This is a genomic window from Pseudomonas sp. 1928-m (assembly GCF_029269135.1).
Classification (GTDB): Bacteria; Pseudomonadota; Gammaproteobacteria; order Pseudomonadales; family Pseudomonadaceae; genus Aquipseudomonas.
In genome coordinates this window covers 1-15856 of sequence record NZ_JARIXO010000009.1, presented here as the reverse complement: position 1 = coordinate 15856, position 15856 = coordinate 1, and the positions used below count along the sequence as shown (strand labels likewise).

Sequence of the window (15856 nt, the reverse complement as noted above, 5' to 3'; positions counted from 1 at the left end):
GGGATAAGCCCCGGTAGAATCCAGTTTGCCGAACAAGATGGCACCTTCATCTTGAAGTTTGTCGGTGAAGTGCGCCTGACGCTGTGTTCGGCCCTGGATTCGACCATCGAGAAAATCTTCACCGCGCTGAATTTCTCAGCCATCGTGATTGATCTGACCGAGACCCGCAGTATCGACAGCACGACCCTTGGGCTGTTGGCCAAGTTGTCGATTCTCTCGCGGCAGAAGATTGGCCTATTGCCGACAGTGGTGACCACCCACGCCGATATCACGCGACTGCTGCAGTCGATGGGTTTTGATCAGGTCTTCAATATCGTCGACACGCCGGTGCCATGTCCGGATTGCCTGGATGATCTGCCGTCGCAGGATCAGTCGGAAGAGCTGGTGCGCGCCAAGGTGCTTGAGGCGCATCGTATTTTGATGGGCTTGAATGAGTCCAATCGCGAAGCCTTCCACGATCTGGTCAATGCCCTCGAGCATCATTGATTTGAGTGGCTAAACAAACGGGGCGCTCATTGAGCGCCCCGTTTGCTTTCAGGCCATTCAGGCTTGAGTGGTGAGCAGTTTTTCCAGCTTTTCCTGATCGCGGGCAAACAGACGAATGCCTTCGGCCAGCTTTTCGGTGCCCATGGTGTCTTCATTCATGGCCCAGCGGAACTGGCTTTCGCTCAGGCTCTGCTTGGCTTCGGCAGCCTTGCCAGGGCTGAGCAGGCGCGCCAGTGGCTGCTGATCATCGGCCATTTGCTGCAGCAGCTCGGGGCTGATGGTCAGACGGTCGCAGCCGGCAAGTTGTTCGATCTGGCCAATATTGCGGAAGCTCGCGCCCATTACCACGGTCTGGTAGGCGTTGGCCTTGTAGTAGTTGTAGATACGCGTAACCGACTGCACGCCGGGGTCTTCTGCGCCGACAAAATCACGGCCTTCGGCCTTCTTGTACCAGTCGTAGATACGCCCGACGAAGGGCGAAATTAGAAATACGCCGGCATCGGCGCAGGCCTGGGCCTGAGCGAAAGAAAACAGCAGGGTTAGGTTGCACTGAATGCCGGCTTTTTCCAGCTGTTCGGCAGCGCAAATGCCTTCCCAGGTCGAGGCGATCTTGATCAGTACGCGCTCACGGCCAATGCCAGCTTCTTCATACAGGCCAATCAGGCGTTCGGCGCGGCTCAGGGTCGCCTGAGTGTCGAACGACAGGCGTGCATCCACCTCGGTGGAGATGCGACCGGGGATGATTTTGAGGATTTCACCGCCCACCGCGACGCCAAAATGGTCGCAGGCCAGGCCCAGGTCGCCTTTGCCGGCGTTCAGGGCGCTTTTCAGTAGCTCGCTGTAGCGCGGCATGGCCGCGGCTTTAAGCAGCAGGGATGGGTTGGTAGTGGCATCGACCGGCTTCAGGCGGGCGATGGCATCGAGGTCGCCAGTATCGGCGACCACAGTGGTGAACTGCTTGAGTTGATCCAGCTTGGAGGTCATGACACAGCCTTGTCGTTGCAGATGCACCGACCTTACCCGAGTCAGCGGCCTTGCAGCAATTGCGCCGCTTGATCGAACAGCGCCAAGGGCTCGCTGGTCTTGTGAATGTCCACCGAGAGCAGCTGGCGAAAGCGCCGCGCGCCGTTGAAGCCCTGGCCCAGGCCGAGCATATGGCGGGTGATGTGGTGCATGCTGCCGCCTTCGGCCAGGTGCGCAGCGATATAACCGCGCATGCTGTGCATGGTCTCGAAGCGGCTCATCACTGTGCGAGTAGAGCCGAACAGCTGCTGGTCCACTTGAGCCAGCAGGTAAGGGTTGTGGTACGCCTCACGGCCGAGCATCACGCCATCGAAGGTCTGAAGATGCTGCTGGCAATCTTCCAGGGTCTTGATGCCTCCGTTGAGGATGATTTCCAGCTCGGGGAAGTCTTGCTTAAGCTGCGCCGCCACCTCATAACGCAGCGGCGGCACCTCGCGGTTCTCCTTGGGCGAGAGCCCTTCGAGAATGGCGATGCGCGCATGCACGGTGAAGCTGCGGCAGCCGGCATCGCGCACGGTGCCGACGAAATCGCACAGTTCGGCATAGCTGTCGCGGCCGTTGATGCCAATGCGGTGCTTTACCGTTACGGGGATATCCACCGCATCCTGCATGGCTTTCACGCAGTCGGCGACCAGCTGCGGATGACCCATCAGGCAGGCGCCAATCATATTGTTCTGCACCCGATCACTGGGGCAGCCCACGTTGAGGTTGACCTCGTTATAGCCAGCCTCTTGTGCCAGCTTGGCACTGGCCGCCAGATCCGCAGGCACGCTGCCACCTAGCTGCAGCGCGAGCGGGTATTCGGCCGCGCTGTGTCGCAGAAAGCGTGCACTGTCGTTATGCAGGATCGCTCCGGTAGTGACCATCTCGGTATACAACAGGGCATTCTGCGACAGCTGGCGCAGGAAGAGGCGGCAGTGACGATCTGTCCAGTCCATCATCGGCGCCACAGAAAAGCGCCGAGAAAGCGTAGTTGGGAGCGTGTTGGCAGTAAGTGCAGTGTTGTCGGGCATCGGAATCTGTCTGTTTGACGGCAGGCGCAGAGGCGGCGGTCGTGATTCGGTGGCTATGCCTGGTGTGGGCAGTGTGGGTGCAATGCCCAGCAGTTTATCAGCCCGGAGAGGGTTTTCGTTTTCGTGCATGACTTGTTCGCTGCTGGCAGATGAATCTGGCATTTTGCGCAGATAATTTGGGGCATCGGCACTTCATCGTTATGCTCTGCGCCACAAACAAGCCAGTGGGTGAGTGATGTTTCAGTCTGTGCGCGTAGTAAAGCTTCTGCCGGTTGCCCTGTTTTTTCTGCTCGCTGCCTGCGCTGGTGGGCCGCAGTTGTTGCCTGAGACCAAGCGTTTGCCTGAGCGCGTCGAGCTGGCCGATGTGCCGTTTTTTCAGCTCAGTGATGCGCAGGGCGGGCCTTCGGCGTTGGCGGCGTTACTCAATCATCATGGGGTGATCAGTAGCCCCGGCCTGGTGGATGAGCGTATTCAGCAATTGGCCAAGGGGCAAAGCGCGCAAGTCGGTCTTGAAGCGGCAGCGCGCTCTTATGATCTGCTGGTCTACCCCGTGCCCGGTAACCTGGATGCACTGATGCAGCAGGTGTCCGCAGGGCATCCGGTGCTGGTGATGCAGGATCGACTGTTTGGCGGGCCGGGTTCGCAGTTTGCGCTGCTGGTCGGTTATGACCAGCGCGAGCGCACGCTGGTACTGCGCTCGGGCAATACCCGGCGCTGGTACACCAGTTTTGCCAGTTTTGATGATGCCTGGGGCGAGGCGGGGCGTTGGGCGGTATTGGTCATGCCTACCAATCAACTGCCGGCGCAGCCGCTCAAGCAGGCGTGGATGACCGCTGCGCAGGAACTGCAAGAGCAAGGACGTGCGGCGGCAGCGCAGCGGGCGTTGCGTACGGCGCGTCAGGTGTGGCCGGACGCACAGCTGTAAAACCGTTGGAAGTTAGAATGCAAAACGGCACCTCTTGAGGTGCCGTTTCTGTATGCGTGCTGTGCTTTAGATGCCCAGTTTGTCACGCAGGGTGTAGTACCAGGCGCCCAGAGCACTGAATGGCACTTGGAACATACGCCCGCCAGGGAACGGATAGTGCGGCAGGTCAGCGAAGGCATCGAAGCGCTCTGCCTGGCCGCGCAGGGCTTCGGCCAGCACTTTGCCGGCCAGGTGTGTGTAGGTTACGCCGTGGCCGCTGCAGCCCTGTGAGTAGTAGATGTTGTCGCCCAGGCGGCCGACTTGCGGTAAGCGCGACAGGGTCAGCAGGAAGTTGCCGGTCCAGGCGTAGTCGATCTTCACATCCTTCAGCTGTGGGAAGGCTTTAAGCATTTTCGGGCGAATGATCGCTTCGATGTTCGCTGGGTCACGTGCGCCGTAGACCACGCCGCCGCCGAAGATCAGGCGCTTGTCGCTGGTCAGGCGGTAGTAGTCGAGCAGGTAGTTGCAATCTTCGACGCAGTAGTCCTGCGGTAGCAGGCTTTTCGCCAGCTCAGCGGATAGAGGCTCGGTGGTGATCACCTGAGTGCCGCACGGCATCGACTTGGCCGACAGCTCGGGGACTAGGTTGCCCAGGTAGGCGTTACCGGCGACAACCACAAACTTGGCTTTAATCCGGCCGTTGGGGGTGTGCACGACAGGGTTGGCGCCGCGCTCGATGCGGATGGCGGGTGACTGTTCGTAAATGACACCGCCCAGCGACTCGACCGCAGCCGCTTCACCCAGTGCCAGGTTGAGTGGATGGATATGGCCGCCGCTCATGTCGAGCATGCCGCCTACATAGGCGTCGCTGTCCACCACTTCACGGATGCGTTTGGCGTCCATCAGTTCCAACTGAGTATGGCCGTAGCGTTCCCAAAGTTTTTTCTGCGATTCCAGGTGTTTCATGTGCTTTGGGGTGTTAGCAGCGAAGACACCACCGTCCTTGAGGTCGCACTGGATGTTGTACTTGGCGATGCGTTCGCGAATGATGCGGCCTCCTTCGAAGGCCATGTCGCCCAGCAATTTTGCCTGCTTGGGGCCGACGCTGCGCTCGATCACGTCAATATCACGGCTGTAGCTGTTAACGATCTGCCCGCCGTTGCGGCCCGATGCGCCGAAACCGACCTTGGCCGCTTCGACGATGCTGACTTTAAAGCCGTTCTCAAGCAGGGCTATGGCCGTGGACAGGCCGGTGTAGCCTGCGCCGACGATGCACACGTCAGTCTCGACTTCACCATTCAATTCCGGGCGCGCCGGTACCGGATTGGCGGAGGCCGCGTAATAGGATTGTGGATAAGCTGTGTGCGCCATTTTGCAACCTCTGTTCTTTATTTTTTACGAATGAGCGGATGCTACCTGAGTTGAAAATGCTCGGCTAGTGGCCTGTGCGAAATATTAAACGCGCTGTAGAACAGTAAAAAATACAGTTATTCAGGCAGTTAGCGAAAAAATCTGTTGACAGTTTTTCCCGTCGCCGTAGAATGCGCACCCATCGTAGGCACGTAGCTCAGTTGGTTAGAGCACCACCTTGACATGGTGGGGGTCGTTGGTTCGAGTCCAATCGTGCCTACCAGATTTGGTAGAAAAAGGGTCGCTTAGGCGACCCTTTTTTATTGGGTTCTTGCCAGCAAGCCCGGCTTTCTGCAAGCATCCGTGCGGTTAATCGTTGTTTCAAACCTCCAGTGACTCCGGTTCGGTTTTGGTTGGCTGAAAAGCTCCCGCCACTGTATGGCAGGTATACCGCCGAATCGCTTACTGGCTCATCCCAACCCATGTGGCCTTTGGTAGAGGTCACCACTAGGAGAGGAGGCGCCATGCCCATCATTACTCTTCCCGACGGCAGTCAGCGTTCGTTCGATCACCCGGTATCCGTACTCGAGGTGGCGCAATCTATTGGTGCTGGCCTGGCCAAGGCCACGGTAGCCGGTAAGGTCAATGGCAAGTTGGTTGATGCTTGTGACCTGATTGATAGTGACGCGACCCTGCAAATCATTACGCCAAAAGATCAGGAAGGCCTGGAAATCATCCGCCACTCCTGTGCGCATTTGATTGGTCATGCGGTCAAGCAGCTGTTTCCCGCTGCCAAGATGGTGATCGGTCCGGTCATTGAAGAAGGTTTTTACTACGACATCGCCTCTGAGCGTCCTTTCACTCTAGATGACGTGGCGGCAATCGAGCAGCGCATGCAGCAGCTGATCGAGAAGGACTACGACGTCATCAAAAAAGTGACGCCGCGCGCTGAAGTTATTGATGTGTTCACCGCGCGTGGCGAGGAATACAAGCTGCGTCTGGTTGAAGACATGCCGGATGAGCAGGCCATGGGCCTGTACTACCACGAAGAATACGTCGACATGTGTCGTGGTCCGCACGTGCCGAATACGCGCTTCCTCAAGGCGTTCAAGCTGACCAAGTTGTCTGGTGCCTACTGGCGCGGCGATGCCAAGAACGAGCAGTTACAGCGCGTGTATGGCACGGCCTGGGCTGATAAGAAGCAGTTGGCGGCTTATATCCAGCGTATCGAAGAGGCTGAGAAGCGCGATCATCGCAAGATCGGTAAGCGCCTCGATCTGTTCCATACCCAGGAAGAAGCGCCGGGTATGGTGTTCTGGCACCCGAATGGCTGGACCATTTATCAGGTGCTTGAGCAGTACATGCGTGGCGTTCAGCGCGAAAACGGTTACCAGGAAGTGCGCACGCCGCAGGTAGTTGACCGGGTGTTGTGGGAGAAATCCGGGCACTGGGGCAACTATGCCGACAACATGTTCACCACTCAGTCGGAAAGCCGCGACTACGCGATCAAGCCGATGAACTGCCCGTGCCATGTGCAGATATTCAATCAGGGGCTCAAGAGCTACCGTGAGCTACCGCTGCGTCTAGCTGAGTTTGGCTCCTGCCACCGTAATGAGGCCTCAGGCGCCCTGCACGGCATTATGCGCGTGCGTGGCTTCACTCAGGATGACGCGCACATTTTCTGTACGGAAGAGCAGGTCAAGAAAGAGGCCGCAGATTTCATCAAGCTGACCTTGCAGGTTTACGCTGATTTCGGTTTCAGCGATGTCAAGATGAAGCTCTCAACCCGTCCGGCCAAGCGTGTGGGTGATGATGCGTTCTGGGATCGTGCCGAAGAGGCGCTGGCCAATGCGCTGAACGAAGCGGGTCTGCCTTGGGAGTATCTGCCAGGAGAGGGCGCATTCTACGGTCCTAAGATCGAATTCACGCTGCTCGACTGCCTCGGTCGTGCCTGGCAGTGCGGTACCCTGCAGTACGATCCGAATATGCCGCAGCGCCTGGAAGCGAGCTACGTTTCCGAAGATAACAGCCGCAAGGTGCCGGTCATGTTGCACCGGGCGATTCTCGGTTCGTTCGAGCGTTTCATCGGTATTTTGATCGAGCACTACGAGGGTGCATTCCCTGCCTGGTTGGCTCCGACCCAGGCCGTCGTTATGAATATCACTGACAAACAGGCCGATTTTGCCCTCGAAGTGGAAAAAACGCTCAATCAAAGCGGTTTTCGTGCCAAGTCTGACTTGAGGAACGAGAAGATAGGCTTTAAAATCCGCGAGCATACTTTGCTCAAGGTTCCTTATCTCTTGGTTATTGGAGATCGGGAGGTTGAGACGAAAACTGTCGCCGTGCGTACCCGTGAAGGTGCTGATCTGGGCTCAATGCCCATCACTCAATTCGCTGAATTTCTTGCGCAGGCGGTTTCCCGGCGTGGTCGCCAAGATTTGGAGTAATCATTATTAAGCGTGAAATGAGACAAGATAAACGAGCTGCACCGAAGGCCCCGATCAACGAGAATATCTCGGCACGCGAGGTTCGGTTAATTGGCGCTGAGGGTGAGCAGCTTGGGATTGTGTCAATTGAAGACGCGCTTCTTAAGGCCGAAGAGGCCAAGCTGGATCTGGTAGAGATTTCTGCCGATGCAGTGCCTCCTGTTTGTAAGCTGATGGACTACGGCAAATCGATCTTCGAAAAGAAGAAGCAGATTGCTGCTGCAAAGAAAAACCAGAAGCAGATTCAGGTTAAAGAAATCAAGTTTCGTCCAGGGACGGAGGAAGGGGATTACCAGGTAAAACTACGCAACCTGGTACGTTTCCTTAGTGATGGGGACAGGGCCAAGGTATCGCTTCGATTCCGCGGCCGTGAGATGGCGCATCAGGAGCTGGGCATGGAGTTGTTGAAGCGGGTCGAAGGTGACCTTGCTGAATACGGCACCGTTGAACAGCATCCAAAGATGGAAGGACGCCAGCTGATAATGGTCATCGCCCCCAAAAAGAAGAAGTAACCACCAGGGCACGGCAGGCCTTGCGGTTATGTTTATCAACTGAATGCGGAGTATCCGAACATGCCAAAGATGAAAACTAAGAGTGGTGCAGCCAAGCGTTTTCTCAAAACCGCTAACGGCTTCAAGCACAAGCACGCTTTCAAGAGCCACATCCTGACCAAGATGTCCACTAAGCGTAAGCGTCAACTGCGCGGTAGCACCATGGTGCATCCGTCTGACGTAGCAAAAGTGGCGCGCATGCTGCGCGTTCGTTAATCGGTCAAGATAGAGGAAATTACTCATGGCTCGTGTTAAGCGCGGCGTTATCGCTCGCAAGCGTCACAAAAAAATTCTGAAACTCGCTAAAGGCTACTACGGCGCACGTTCACGCGTGTTCCGCGTTGCCAAGCAAGCGGTGATCAAGGCAGGCCAATACGCCTACCGCGACCGTCGCCAGAAAAAACGTCAGTTCCGCGCTCTGTGGATCGCTCGTATCAACGCTGGTGCTCGTGTTAACGGTCTGTCCTACAGCCGTTTCATTGCCGGCCTGAAAAAAGCGTCCATCGAGATCGATCGTAAGGTTCTGGCCGATCTGGCAGTGAACGAAAAAGCGGCGTTTGCTGCGATTGTCGAGAAAGCGAAAGCCGTACTGGCTTAAGTCCCCGACAATCACCGGGCTCGCCCGGTGCTAAACGTCACCAATAGGGGAAGAGCCTTCAAGCTCTTCCCCTATTTCGTATCTGGAGTCTGTAAATGGAAAATCTGGATGTGCTGGTCTCGCAAGCGCTTGAGGCCGTTAGCCACACCGACGATGTGAATGCCCTGGAGCAACTGCGGGTTCACTATCTGGGCAAGAAAGGCGAATTGACTCAGGTGATGAAGACCCTGGGCAATCTGTCGGCAGAAGAGCGCCCGCAAGCCGGTGCGTTGATCAATGCCGCCAAGGATCAGGTTCAGGATGCTCTGAACAGCCGTAAGGCAACTCTGGAACAGGCTGCGCTGAGCGCCAAGCTCGCCGCCGAAAAAATCGACGTGACCCTGCCGGGCCGTGGTCAGACTTCTGGTGGTCTGCATCCAGTCACCCGAACGCTGGAGCGCGTTGAGCAGTTTTTCACCCGTATTGGCTACGGCATTGCCGAAGGCCCGGAAGTGGAAAACGATTACCACAACTTTGAAGCACTCAATATCCCAGGCCACCACCCGGCTCGGGCGATGCATGACACCTTTTATTTCAACGCGAATATGTTGCTGCGCACCCACACTTCGCCGGTTCAGGTGCGCACCATGGAATCGCAGCAACCGCCGATCCGCATTGTTTGCCCCGGCCGCGTTTATCGCTGCGACTCCGATATCACTCACTCGCCGATGTTCCACCAGGTCGAAGGCCTGCTGGTCGATGAGGGTGTGAGTTTTGCTGACCTCAAGGGCACCATCGAGGAGTTTCTTCGGGTGTTCTTCGAGAAGCCTCTGGGCGTGCGTTTCCGTCCCTCGTTCTTCCCTTTCACCGAGCCATCGGCTGAAGTCGATATGCAGTGCGTGATGTGCAGCGGCAAAGGTTGTCGTGTGTGCAAGCAAACCGGCTGGCTGGAAGTCATGGGCTGCGGCATGGTGCATCCGAATGTGCTGCGCATGTCGGGCATTGATCCGGAAAAATACTCCGGCTTCGCCTTTGGCATGGGTGTTGAGCGTCTGGCCATGCTGCGTTATGGCGTCAACGATTTACGGCTGTTCTTCGATAACGACCTGCGGTTCCTGGCGCAATTTCGCTAGCGCCCTCGCATTCCGTAATCGAATTGGTTCAGGAGAACAGACAGTATGAAATTCAGTGAACAATGGCTGCGTAGCTGGGTAAACCCGCAGGTTTCCCGCGACGATCTGGTTGCCCGCCTGTCCATGGCCGGTCTTGAAGTCGATAGCGTATCGCTGGCCGCCGGTGTATTCAGTGGCGTGGTGGTGGGTGAGGTGCTGAGCACCGAGCAGCATCCCGATGCCGACAAGCTGCGTGTGTGTCAGGTCAGCAGTGGTGCGGAAACCTTTCAAGTGGTGTGCGGTGCGCCCAATGTGCGCCCCGGCCTGAAGATTCCGTTCGCCATGATCGGTGCCGAACTGCCCGGCGACTTCAAGATCAAGAAAGCCAAGCTGCGCGGCGTTGAGTCCAACGGCATGCTCTGCTCGGCCTCTGAGCTGCAGATCAGCGAAGACAATGATGGTCTGATGGAGCTGCCGGCTGACGCGCCGGTGGGACAGGATATTAGGGTCTATCTGGATCTGGACGACGCCAGCATCGAGGTTGATCTAACCCCGAACCGTGGTGACTGCCTGTCGCTGGCTGGTCTGGCGCGTGAGGTTGGTGCTTTGTACGCCGCGCCAGTCGCCCGTCCGGTGATTGCGGCAGTTGTCCCAAGCCATGATGAAGTGCGCCCGGTTGAAGTGCTGGCGCCCCAGGCCTGCCCGCGCTATCTCGGTCGTGTTGTGCGCAATGTTGACCTGTCCAAGCCGACGCCACTGTGGATGGTCGAGCGTCTACGTCGCGCCGATGTGCGCAGCATCGATGCTGCGGTCGACATCACCAACTACGTGATGCTTGAGCTGGGTCAGCCGCTGCACGCGTTTGACCTCGCTGAGATCAATGGTGGTATCCGTGTGCGTATGGCCGAGGAGGGCGAGAAGCTTGCCCTGCTTGATGGTCAGGAAGTCAGCCTGCGCAGCGATACCCTGGTGATCGCCGATCATAGTCGTGCCTTGGCCATTGCCGGTGTGATGGGTGGCGAGCACAGCGGCGTCAACGAAAAGACCCGCGATCTGTTCCTTGAGAGTGCGTTCTTCGACACCATCGCCATCGCTGGCAAGGCGCGCTCTTACGGTTTGCACACGGATGCGTCGCACCGCTTCGAGCGTGGCGTGGACTGGCAGCTGGCGCGTGAGGCGATGGAGCGGGCGACAGGGCTGTTGCTGGAAATCATCGGTGGCGAAGCAGGTCCGATCATCGAAGTCGTTAATGAAGAGCACTTGCCGAGTGTTGCGCCGGTCACGCTGCGCGCTGAGCGCATCGAGCAAATGCTCGGCCTGAAGATGGATGATGCGGAAATTGTCCGCTTGCTGGCTGCCTTGGGCTTGGATATTCGTGCCGATGGCGAAGGGCAGTGGCAGGTTGGTGTGCCAAGTCACCGCTTCGATATCAGCCTGGAAGTCGATCTGATCGAGGAGCTTGCCCGCTTGTATGGTTATAACCGCTTGCCTGTGCGTTACCCGCAAGCGCGTTTGGCTCCGCAGGCCAAGGCTGAAGCTGCAGTAGAGCTGCCCGCGCTGCGCCGTTTGCTGGTTGCCCGTGGTTATCAAGAGGCGATCACCTACAGCTTTATCGATCCCAAGTTGTTCGAGCTGTTTAATCCAGGCGTTGCGCCGCTGATGCTGGCCAACCCGATCTCCGCTGATATGGCAGCGATGCGCTTTTCTTTGTGGCCGGGTCTGATCAAGGCGCTTGAGCACAACTTGAATCGCCAGCAGTCGCGTGTGCGCCTGTTCGAAAGTGGTTTGCGCTTTGTTGGTCAGCTTGAGGGTTTGAAACAAGAGCCGATGCTGGCTGGTGTGATTTGTGGTGGTCGTCTGCCTGAGGCGTGGGCGCACGGTCGCGATGATGTCGACTTCTATGATGTGAAGGCCGATGTCGAAGCGTTGCTGGCCAGCGCAGGTGCGGGTGATAGCTTTGCATTTGTACCGGGCGAGCATCCAGCGCTGCATCCGGGGCAAACGGCACGCATTGAGCGTGATGGGCGTGTTGTCGGTTTCCTCGGCGCTATTCATCCTGAGCTGTCGAAGGCGCTGGGTCTGGATCAGGCTGTCTTTATGTTTGAGCTGGTGCTGGGTGATATTACTCAGGGTGTTATGCCGAAGTTTCAGGAGCTGTCTAAGTTCCCAGAAGTGCGCCGCGACCTGGCTGTGTTGGTTGATCGTGATGTGCCGGCGCTGGATTTGCTCGGTGCGATTCGTGAAGCTGCAGGCGAGTGGCTGACTGACCTCAAGCTATTTGACGTGTATCACGGTAAAGGTATTGATCCTCATAGAAAAAGCCTTGCCGTTGGCTTGACCTGGCAGCATCCATCGCGCACTCTTAATGACGATGAGGTGAGTACCACAACGCAAAATATTCTCACCTCCCTGGAACAAAGGTTCAACGCCACGTTAAGGAAGTAGCGTATGGGGGCTCTGACGAAAGCTGAGATGGCGGAACGTCTGTATGAAGAGCTGGGCCTGAATAAACGGGAAGCCAAGGAGTTGGTGGAGCTGTTCTTTGAAGAAATCCGCCAAGCGCTGGAACTCAACGAACAGGTCAAGCTCTCGGGGTTCGGTAATTTTGATCTGCGCGATAAGCGTCAGCGCCCCGGTCGCAATCCAAAAACAGGAGAGGAAATTCCGATCACGGCTCGCCGTGTGGTGACTTTCCGTCCAGGCCAGAAACTTAAAGCCAGGGTCGAGGCGTATGCTGGAACCAAGTCATAACGACGAACTACCCGTCATACCCGGCAAGCGCTACTTCACCATTGGTGAAGTTAGCGAGCTCTGTGCCGTTAAACCGCACGTGTTGCGCTACTGGGAACAAGAGTTCCCGCAGCTCAATCCGGTCAAGCGGCGTGGTAATCGCCGTTATTATCAGCGCCAGGATGTACTGATGATTCGGCAGATTCGTGCACTCTTGTACGATCAAGGCTTTACCATTGGCGGGGCGCGTCAGCGTCTTTCGGGTGATGAAGCGAAAGACGACAGTACCCAGTACAAGCAGCTGATCAAGCAAATGATTACCGAGCTTGAAGACGTGTTGTTGGTGCTTAGAAAATAGTCCCCCTATTCAAAAAAGTTTCCACATTTCAGGGGCTTAATGTATAGTTCGCGACGTTTTCTGGTATATGAAAACTGATTCACGCCTAGTCGGGGCGTAGCGCAGTCCGGTAGCGCACTAGCATGGGGTGCTAGGGGTCGAGTGTTCGAATCACTCCGTCCCGACCATATAATTCAAGCATTAGAGCCTGGTCAGTGATGACCAGGCTTTTTTGTGTCAGGGACTTTTGCGGGACTTTTTTCATCCTGCCTTCCTCCTCAGTATTGTCAGCGCCGGCCCACGTGAGTCGGTAGCCGAAATTTTGTTTGCTTCATCAATCAGCTTGCCCAGTTCTGCGCCCGAGTAGTGGCTGGTGATGCTGCCGTTCTTGTGGCCTAACAGGGCCTTCCTGTCTTCCTCAGTGACTCCTGCAGCCCTTAGTCTTCGCCCGAACGTATGCTTCAGGTCGTGGACGCGTATCGAGGCGAAGCCTGCGGGAGCGGGGCGCAGGAACTGCTCCTGAAACCGCTTAGCCGCTCGAACCCTGGCTTTCTTCCATGCCGAGTCGTTCATTCGATGAACTGGGTTTGTTGTGCCATCGTCGTCGGGTTTTCCATAAGGGAACACCCAGATAGGGTCCAGCCCTCGTTGCCCTTCGATGACAGATCTCGCCACGTTGTTGAGCACCACCAACCGTTCGTCGCCATTTTTGACCCCGGAATTCTCATGCCTTCCACCGAAGTCAGCAGGTATGAGAAAAACGCTGGTCTTGAGCTCCGGCACCGGTATTTCCCAGTTCCAACGAAGTTTTACGACTTCCTGCTCGCGAGAGCCGCTGTTGACCTTGTAAAGAGCCATGCGACGCAAATGATCGGGTAGCTCGGCGAAAAGAATGGATTGTTCCTCCCAAGACATCGGGTAGGGGGATCGACTCGTTTTCTTCTCTTCAAGCTTGGTGATCATCGGCACTACGTCGAGCCAAGGACGTTTCTGTTCATCACGCCATTTCCTGGCGCAAAGATTGAGAATACGTATAACCCGCTCTAGGGCGATGTTCACCGTCCTGAAGGAAACCCCAGGCTTTACCTTGCCGGATGGCGTTTTGCTGGCTTTCAGGCGATCTTTGATGAACGGGGTGAGCGTCTCATCATCGATGTGAGTCAGAGGTATATCCCCAATATATGGGTCCAACTGCTTCAAATGGATGGCAGTCAGGCTAATAGAGGGCTGATCCTTGTACTCCAGCAGGAAACGAGTTGCCGCTTCCCGCCACGTCCTGATTCTGCGTACGCCATAAATCCTTTGCTCACGCAGTTTTTCCAGCTTGTGTATCAGGTATTGCTCCGCCTCCTTCCTATCGCTTGATCCAGTGCTTTCCTGAATTCGTTGACCTCTGAAGATCTTGTCGATGTGCCAGATCCCGTTCCTTTGGTAGAGGCCACTAATGGTTTTTCGCGCCATGGTTTCTCTCCTTGGCGCTCGCTGCGGGTGTGATCATGTCCCGTGGCACCTTCCTTTTCAATGATGGCCAGGTCGATGTAGGCGTCGACCCAGGCGTCCAGTTCCTCTCGATCAAAGCCGATCCCCTGAATCCCTATTTGAAATTCCCGTACGTAGGGGCGAACGGTTTTGTTGAACTCGGTACGGCACATACCGAGGTAGGCAGGCGCCGCATTCGCTCTGAGGATTCGCGGTGCGCAAGGGCTCCAACGGACAGGGCGTTGCTCGGCAGTTGCTGGCATGGCGGGCTTCCTCCTTGTGGCTCTAAACCATGCTGCTGATGCTGGCTGCTAGCTATTGGGCTAACAACGCAGTGGAGAGGGCCGGGGAGGTTTTGGTACAACAGGGGCCATTTTTGTATTGGGTAGCCACTTGCACAGGCCTTTTTTGCTATCTGCATGCTTTGCGGAATTGGCTATGCGGGACGTAAGGATCGAGGTATGTCTTCTGTTGAGGTATTCCAGCAATCTGACTCAAACCCAAGTGTGCCGGTGACTCGTGAACAACTATATGAAGAGGTCTGGCAGTGGCCGATGACCAAAGTCGCCGAGCGATTGGGTGTCTCCTCAAGCTTTATGGCGCGTGTTTGCACGCGAATGAATGTTCCACGTCCACCGCGTGGGCACTGGGTGAAGCGCGAGAGTGGTAGGCACAGTCCTCAGCCGCCATTACCAGAGGCCGGACCCGGTGATCTGCAGGTTTGGCATCGTGGTGTGGTACTGGGGGCCGTCTTTCAACCACTTCCAAAGGCACCGAGTTCTCGTGCGGCTCATCGACAGAAACCTTCAGTGCCACGCTCTGGTAGCCCGGTACGCGCAGCAAGGACAGCCAGGCCTGGTCGAGCAATCCAGACGGCCCAAGAATAAGGACGTACCGTGATGACCTCCTGGCTAAAGCTAGTCCCGTCCTGGGCGTGGCTGGCCCTGGCCTCGGCGCTTTCCCTGGTGCTGGTCGGCGGTGCGCAGCAGGTGCGGGTGGCGTTGGCCAAGGTTGAGGCGGCTCAAGCTGTGGCCGCCAAGGAGCTGCAGGCTGCGGCTCACGAACACACCCTGGGTGAAATTGCCCGGGCAGCGGTCCGCCAGCTGCAGGCCCAGCAAGAAAAGCGGCAGGCCTTAGAGCTACGACTGGCCGCCCTCGATGCCAAAGAACACAAGGAGCTTACCGATGCCCAGGCCGAGAATGCAGACCTTGATTTCGGGGCTATTGAAACAAAAGCATAACAATCGATTGACCTTCGTTCGGCAGTCCCTATAATGCGCAGCTCTTCAGGCGTATGCGGTTCCTTAAACTTCTTATAAAACAAGAAGTTAGATTTGAAAAAGGAGTTGCAAAGCAGCGAAAGCTGCGTAGAATGCGCTTCCTCTTCAGGATGTTGTGTTTGAGTCTGAAGGGGTTCGGTCGGGTTGATCGGAGGCGGCAAAAGAGGCGGTTGGCAGCGGTTTGAAGCGCTGTAGAATTCGCCTCCCGCTGACGAGAAGCTGGATGTTGATCGAAGGCGCAAGTGGTTGAGATTGAAAAGAAATTTTCGAAATCACTTGACGGAGAATGAGGCTGCTGTAGAATGCGCGCCTCGGTTGAGACGAAAGGCTTAACCACCCGCTCTTTAACAACTGGATCAAGCAATTCGTGTGGGTGCTTGTGAGGTAAGACTGCTAGTCGCAAGATTATCAGCATCACAAGTAACACTCGTTAATTTGAGAGTTTTTTGTCGATTGCTGAGCTAAGTTTAGGGTTTTTTCAAAACCCAAGCAGTATTGAACTGAAGAGTTTGATCATGGCTCAGATTG

15 protein-coding genes and 2 tRNA genes are annotated in these 15856 nt (G+C 56.4%); 13 read left to right on the top strand and 4 right to left on the bottom strand.

Annotated features, from left to right (window positions below):
- The first annotated feature begins 3 nt into the window (after window positions 1-3).
- Complete coding sequence (rssC, locus tag P3C18_RS20205) at window positions 4-486, top strand: anti-sigma factor antagonist RssC (protein WP_275963607.1); 483 nt, start codon at window positions 4-6, stop codon at window positions 484-486.
- A gap of 57 nt (window positions 487-543) precedes the next feature.
- Here the strand turns inward: rssC and tal are convergent, their stop codons facing one another.
- Together tal and dusA are read right to left on the bottom strand one after the other, a co-directional pair.
- Window positions 544-1470 (bottom strand): transaldolase, encoded by a 927-nt coding sequence (gene tal, locus P3C18_RS20200; RefSeq protein WP_275963575.1) that lies wholly within the window; start codon window positions 1468-1470, stop codon window positions 544-546.
- A 41-nt stretch (window positions 1471-1511) separates the two neighbouring features.
- On the bottom strand, window positions 1512-2522 hold the full coding sequence (dusA, locus tag P3C18_RS20195; RefSeq protein WP_275963574.1) for a tRNA dihydrouridine(20/20a) synthase DusA: 1011 nt from the start codon (window positions 2520-2522) through the stop codon (window positions 1512-1514).
- A gap of 235 nt (window positions 2523-2757) precedes the next feature.
- Between dusA and P3C18_RS20190 the strand changes: the two genes are divergently transcribed.
- Window positions 2758-3447 (top strand): PA2778 family cysteine peptidase, encoded by a 690-nt coding sequence (locus P3C18_RS20190; RefSeq protein WP_275963573.1) that lies wholly within the window; start codon window positions 2758-2760, stop codon window positions 3445-3447.
- 66 nt (window positions 3448-3513) lie between these two features.
- Here P3C18_RS20190 and P3C18_RS20185 read toward each other — a convergent pair whose 3' ends face one another.
- Entirely contained in the window at window positions 3514-4797 is a 1284-nt protein-coding gene (locus tag P3C18_RS20185) for an FAD-binding oxidoreductase (RefSeq protein WP_275963572.1), read from the bottom strand.
- A gap of 185 nt (window positions 4798-4982) precedes the next feature.
- On the opposite strand from P3C18_RS20185, the gene P3C18_RS20180 reads away from it, so the two are divergent.
- The 10 genes from P3C18_RS20180 to P3C18_RS20135 all read left to right on the top strand — a co-directional run bounded on the left by P3C18_RS20180 (window position 4983) and on the right by P3C18_RS20135 (window position 12757).
- Window positions 4983-5059 (top strand) — tRNA-Val (locus P3C18_RS20180).
- Window positions 5060-5300: 241 nt separating this feature from the next.
- On the top strand, window positions 5301-7223 hold the full coding sequence (gene thrS / locus P3C18_RS20175; RefSeq protein WP_275963571.1) for a threonine--tRNA ligase: 1923 nt from the start codon (window positions 5301-5303) through the stop codon (window positions 7221-7223).
- Window positions 7223-7774: a translation initiation factor IF-3 gene (gene infC, locus P3C18_RS20170; RefSeq protein WP_169852835.1), complete on the top strand. Its 552-nt coding sequence runs from the start codon at window positions 7223-7225 to the stop codon at window positions 7772-7774. The genes thrS and infC overlap by 1 nt, the downstream gene beginning before the upstream one ends.
- Before the next feature lie 60 nt (window positions 7775-7834).
- Window positions 7835-8029 carry a 50S ribosomal protein L35 gene (gene rpmI, locus P3C18_RS20165; RefSeq protein ID WP_079202156.1) on the top strand — a complete coding sequence of 65 codons (195 nt, stop codon included), beginning with the start codon at window positions 7835-7837 and terminating at the stop codon, window positions 8027-8029.
- A gap of 25 nt (window positions 8030-8054) precedes the next feature.
- Window positions 8055-8411 (top strand): 50S ribosomal protein L20, encoded by a 357-nt coding sequence (rplT, locus tag P3C18_RS20160; protein ID WP_040069108.1) that lies wholly within the window; start codon window positions 8055-8057, stop codon window positions 8409-8411.
- Window positions 8412-8506: 95 nt separating this feature from the next.
- A complete protein-coding gene (gene pheS / locus P3C18_RS20155) occupies window positions 8507-9523 on the top strand; it encodes a phenylalanine--tRNA ligase subunit alpha (protein WP_090256188.1) in 1017 nt (338 codons plus the stop codon).
- 45 nt (window positions 9524-9568) lie between these two features.
- Window positions 9569-11947 (top strand): phenylalanine--tRNA ligase subunit beta, encoded by a 2379-nt coding sequence (gene pheT / locus P3C18_RS20150; RefSeq protein WP_275963570.1) that lies wholly within the window; start codon window positions 9569-9571, stop codon window positions 11945-11947.
- A gap of 3 nt (window positions 11948-11950) precedes the next feature.
- A complete protein-coding gene (gene ihfA / locus P3C18_RS20145) occupies window positions 11951-12253 on the top strand; it encodes an integration host factor subunit alpha (protein WP_003243414.1) in 303 nt (100 codons plus the stop codon).
- Window positions 12234-12590 carry a MerR family transcriptional regulator gene (locus P3C18_RS20140; protein WP_090256190.1) on the top strand — a complete coding sequence of 119 codons (357 nt, stop codon included), beginning with the start codon at window positions 12234-12236 and terminating at the stop codon, window positions 12588-12590. The genes ihfA and P3C18_RS20140 overlap by 20 nt, the downstream gene beginning before the upstream one ends.
- A gap of 90 nt (window positions 12591-12680) precedes the next feature.
- Window positions 12681-12757, top strand: a tRNA-Pro gene (locus P3C18_RS20135).
- Window positions 12758-12830: 73 nt separating this feature from the next.
- On the opposite strand, the gene P3C18_RS20130 is transcribed toward P3C18_RS20135, so the two are convergent.
- A complete protein-coding gene (locus tag P3C18_RS20130; RefSeq protein WP_346015643.1) occupies window positions 12831-14030 on the bottom strand; it encodes a tyrosine-type recombinase/integrase in 1200 nt (399 codons plus the stop codon).
- A 914-nt stretch (window positions 14031-14944) separates the two neighbouring features.
- Here P3C18_RS20130 and P3C18_RS20120 point away from each other — a divergent pair.
- A complete protein-coding gene (locus tag P3C18_RS20120; RefSeq protein WP_275963569.1) occupies window positions 14945-15289 on the top strand; it encodes a hypothetical protein in 345 nt (114 codons plus the stop codon).
- The last annotated feature ends 567 nt before the right edge of the window (window positions 15290-15856 follow it).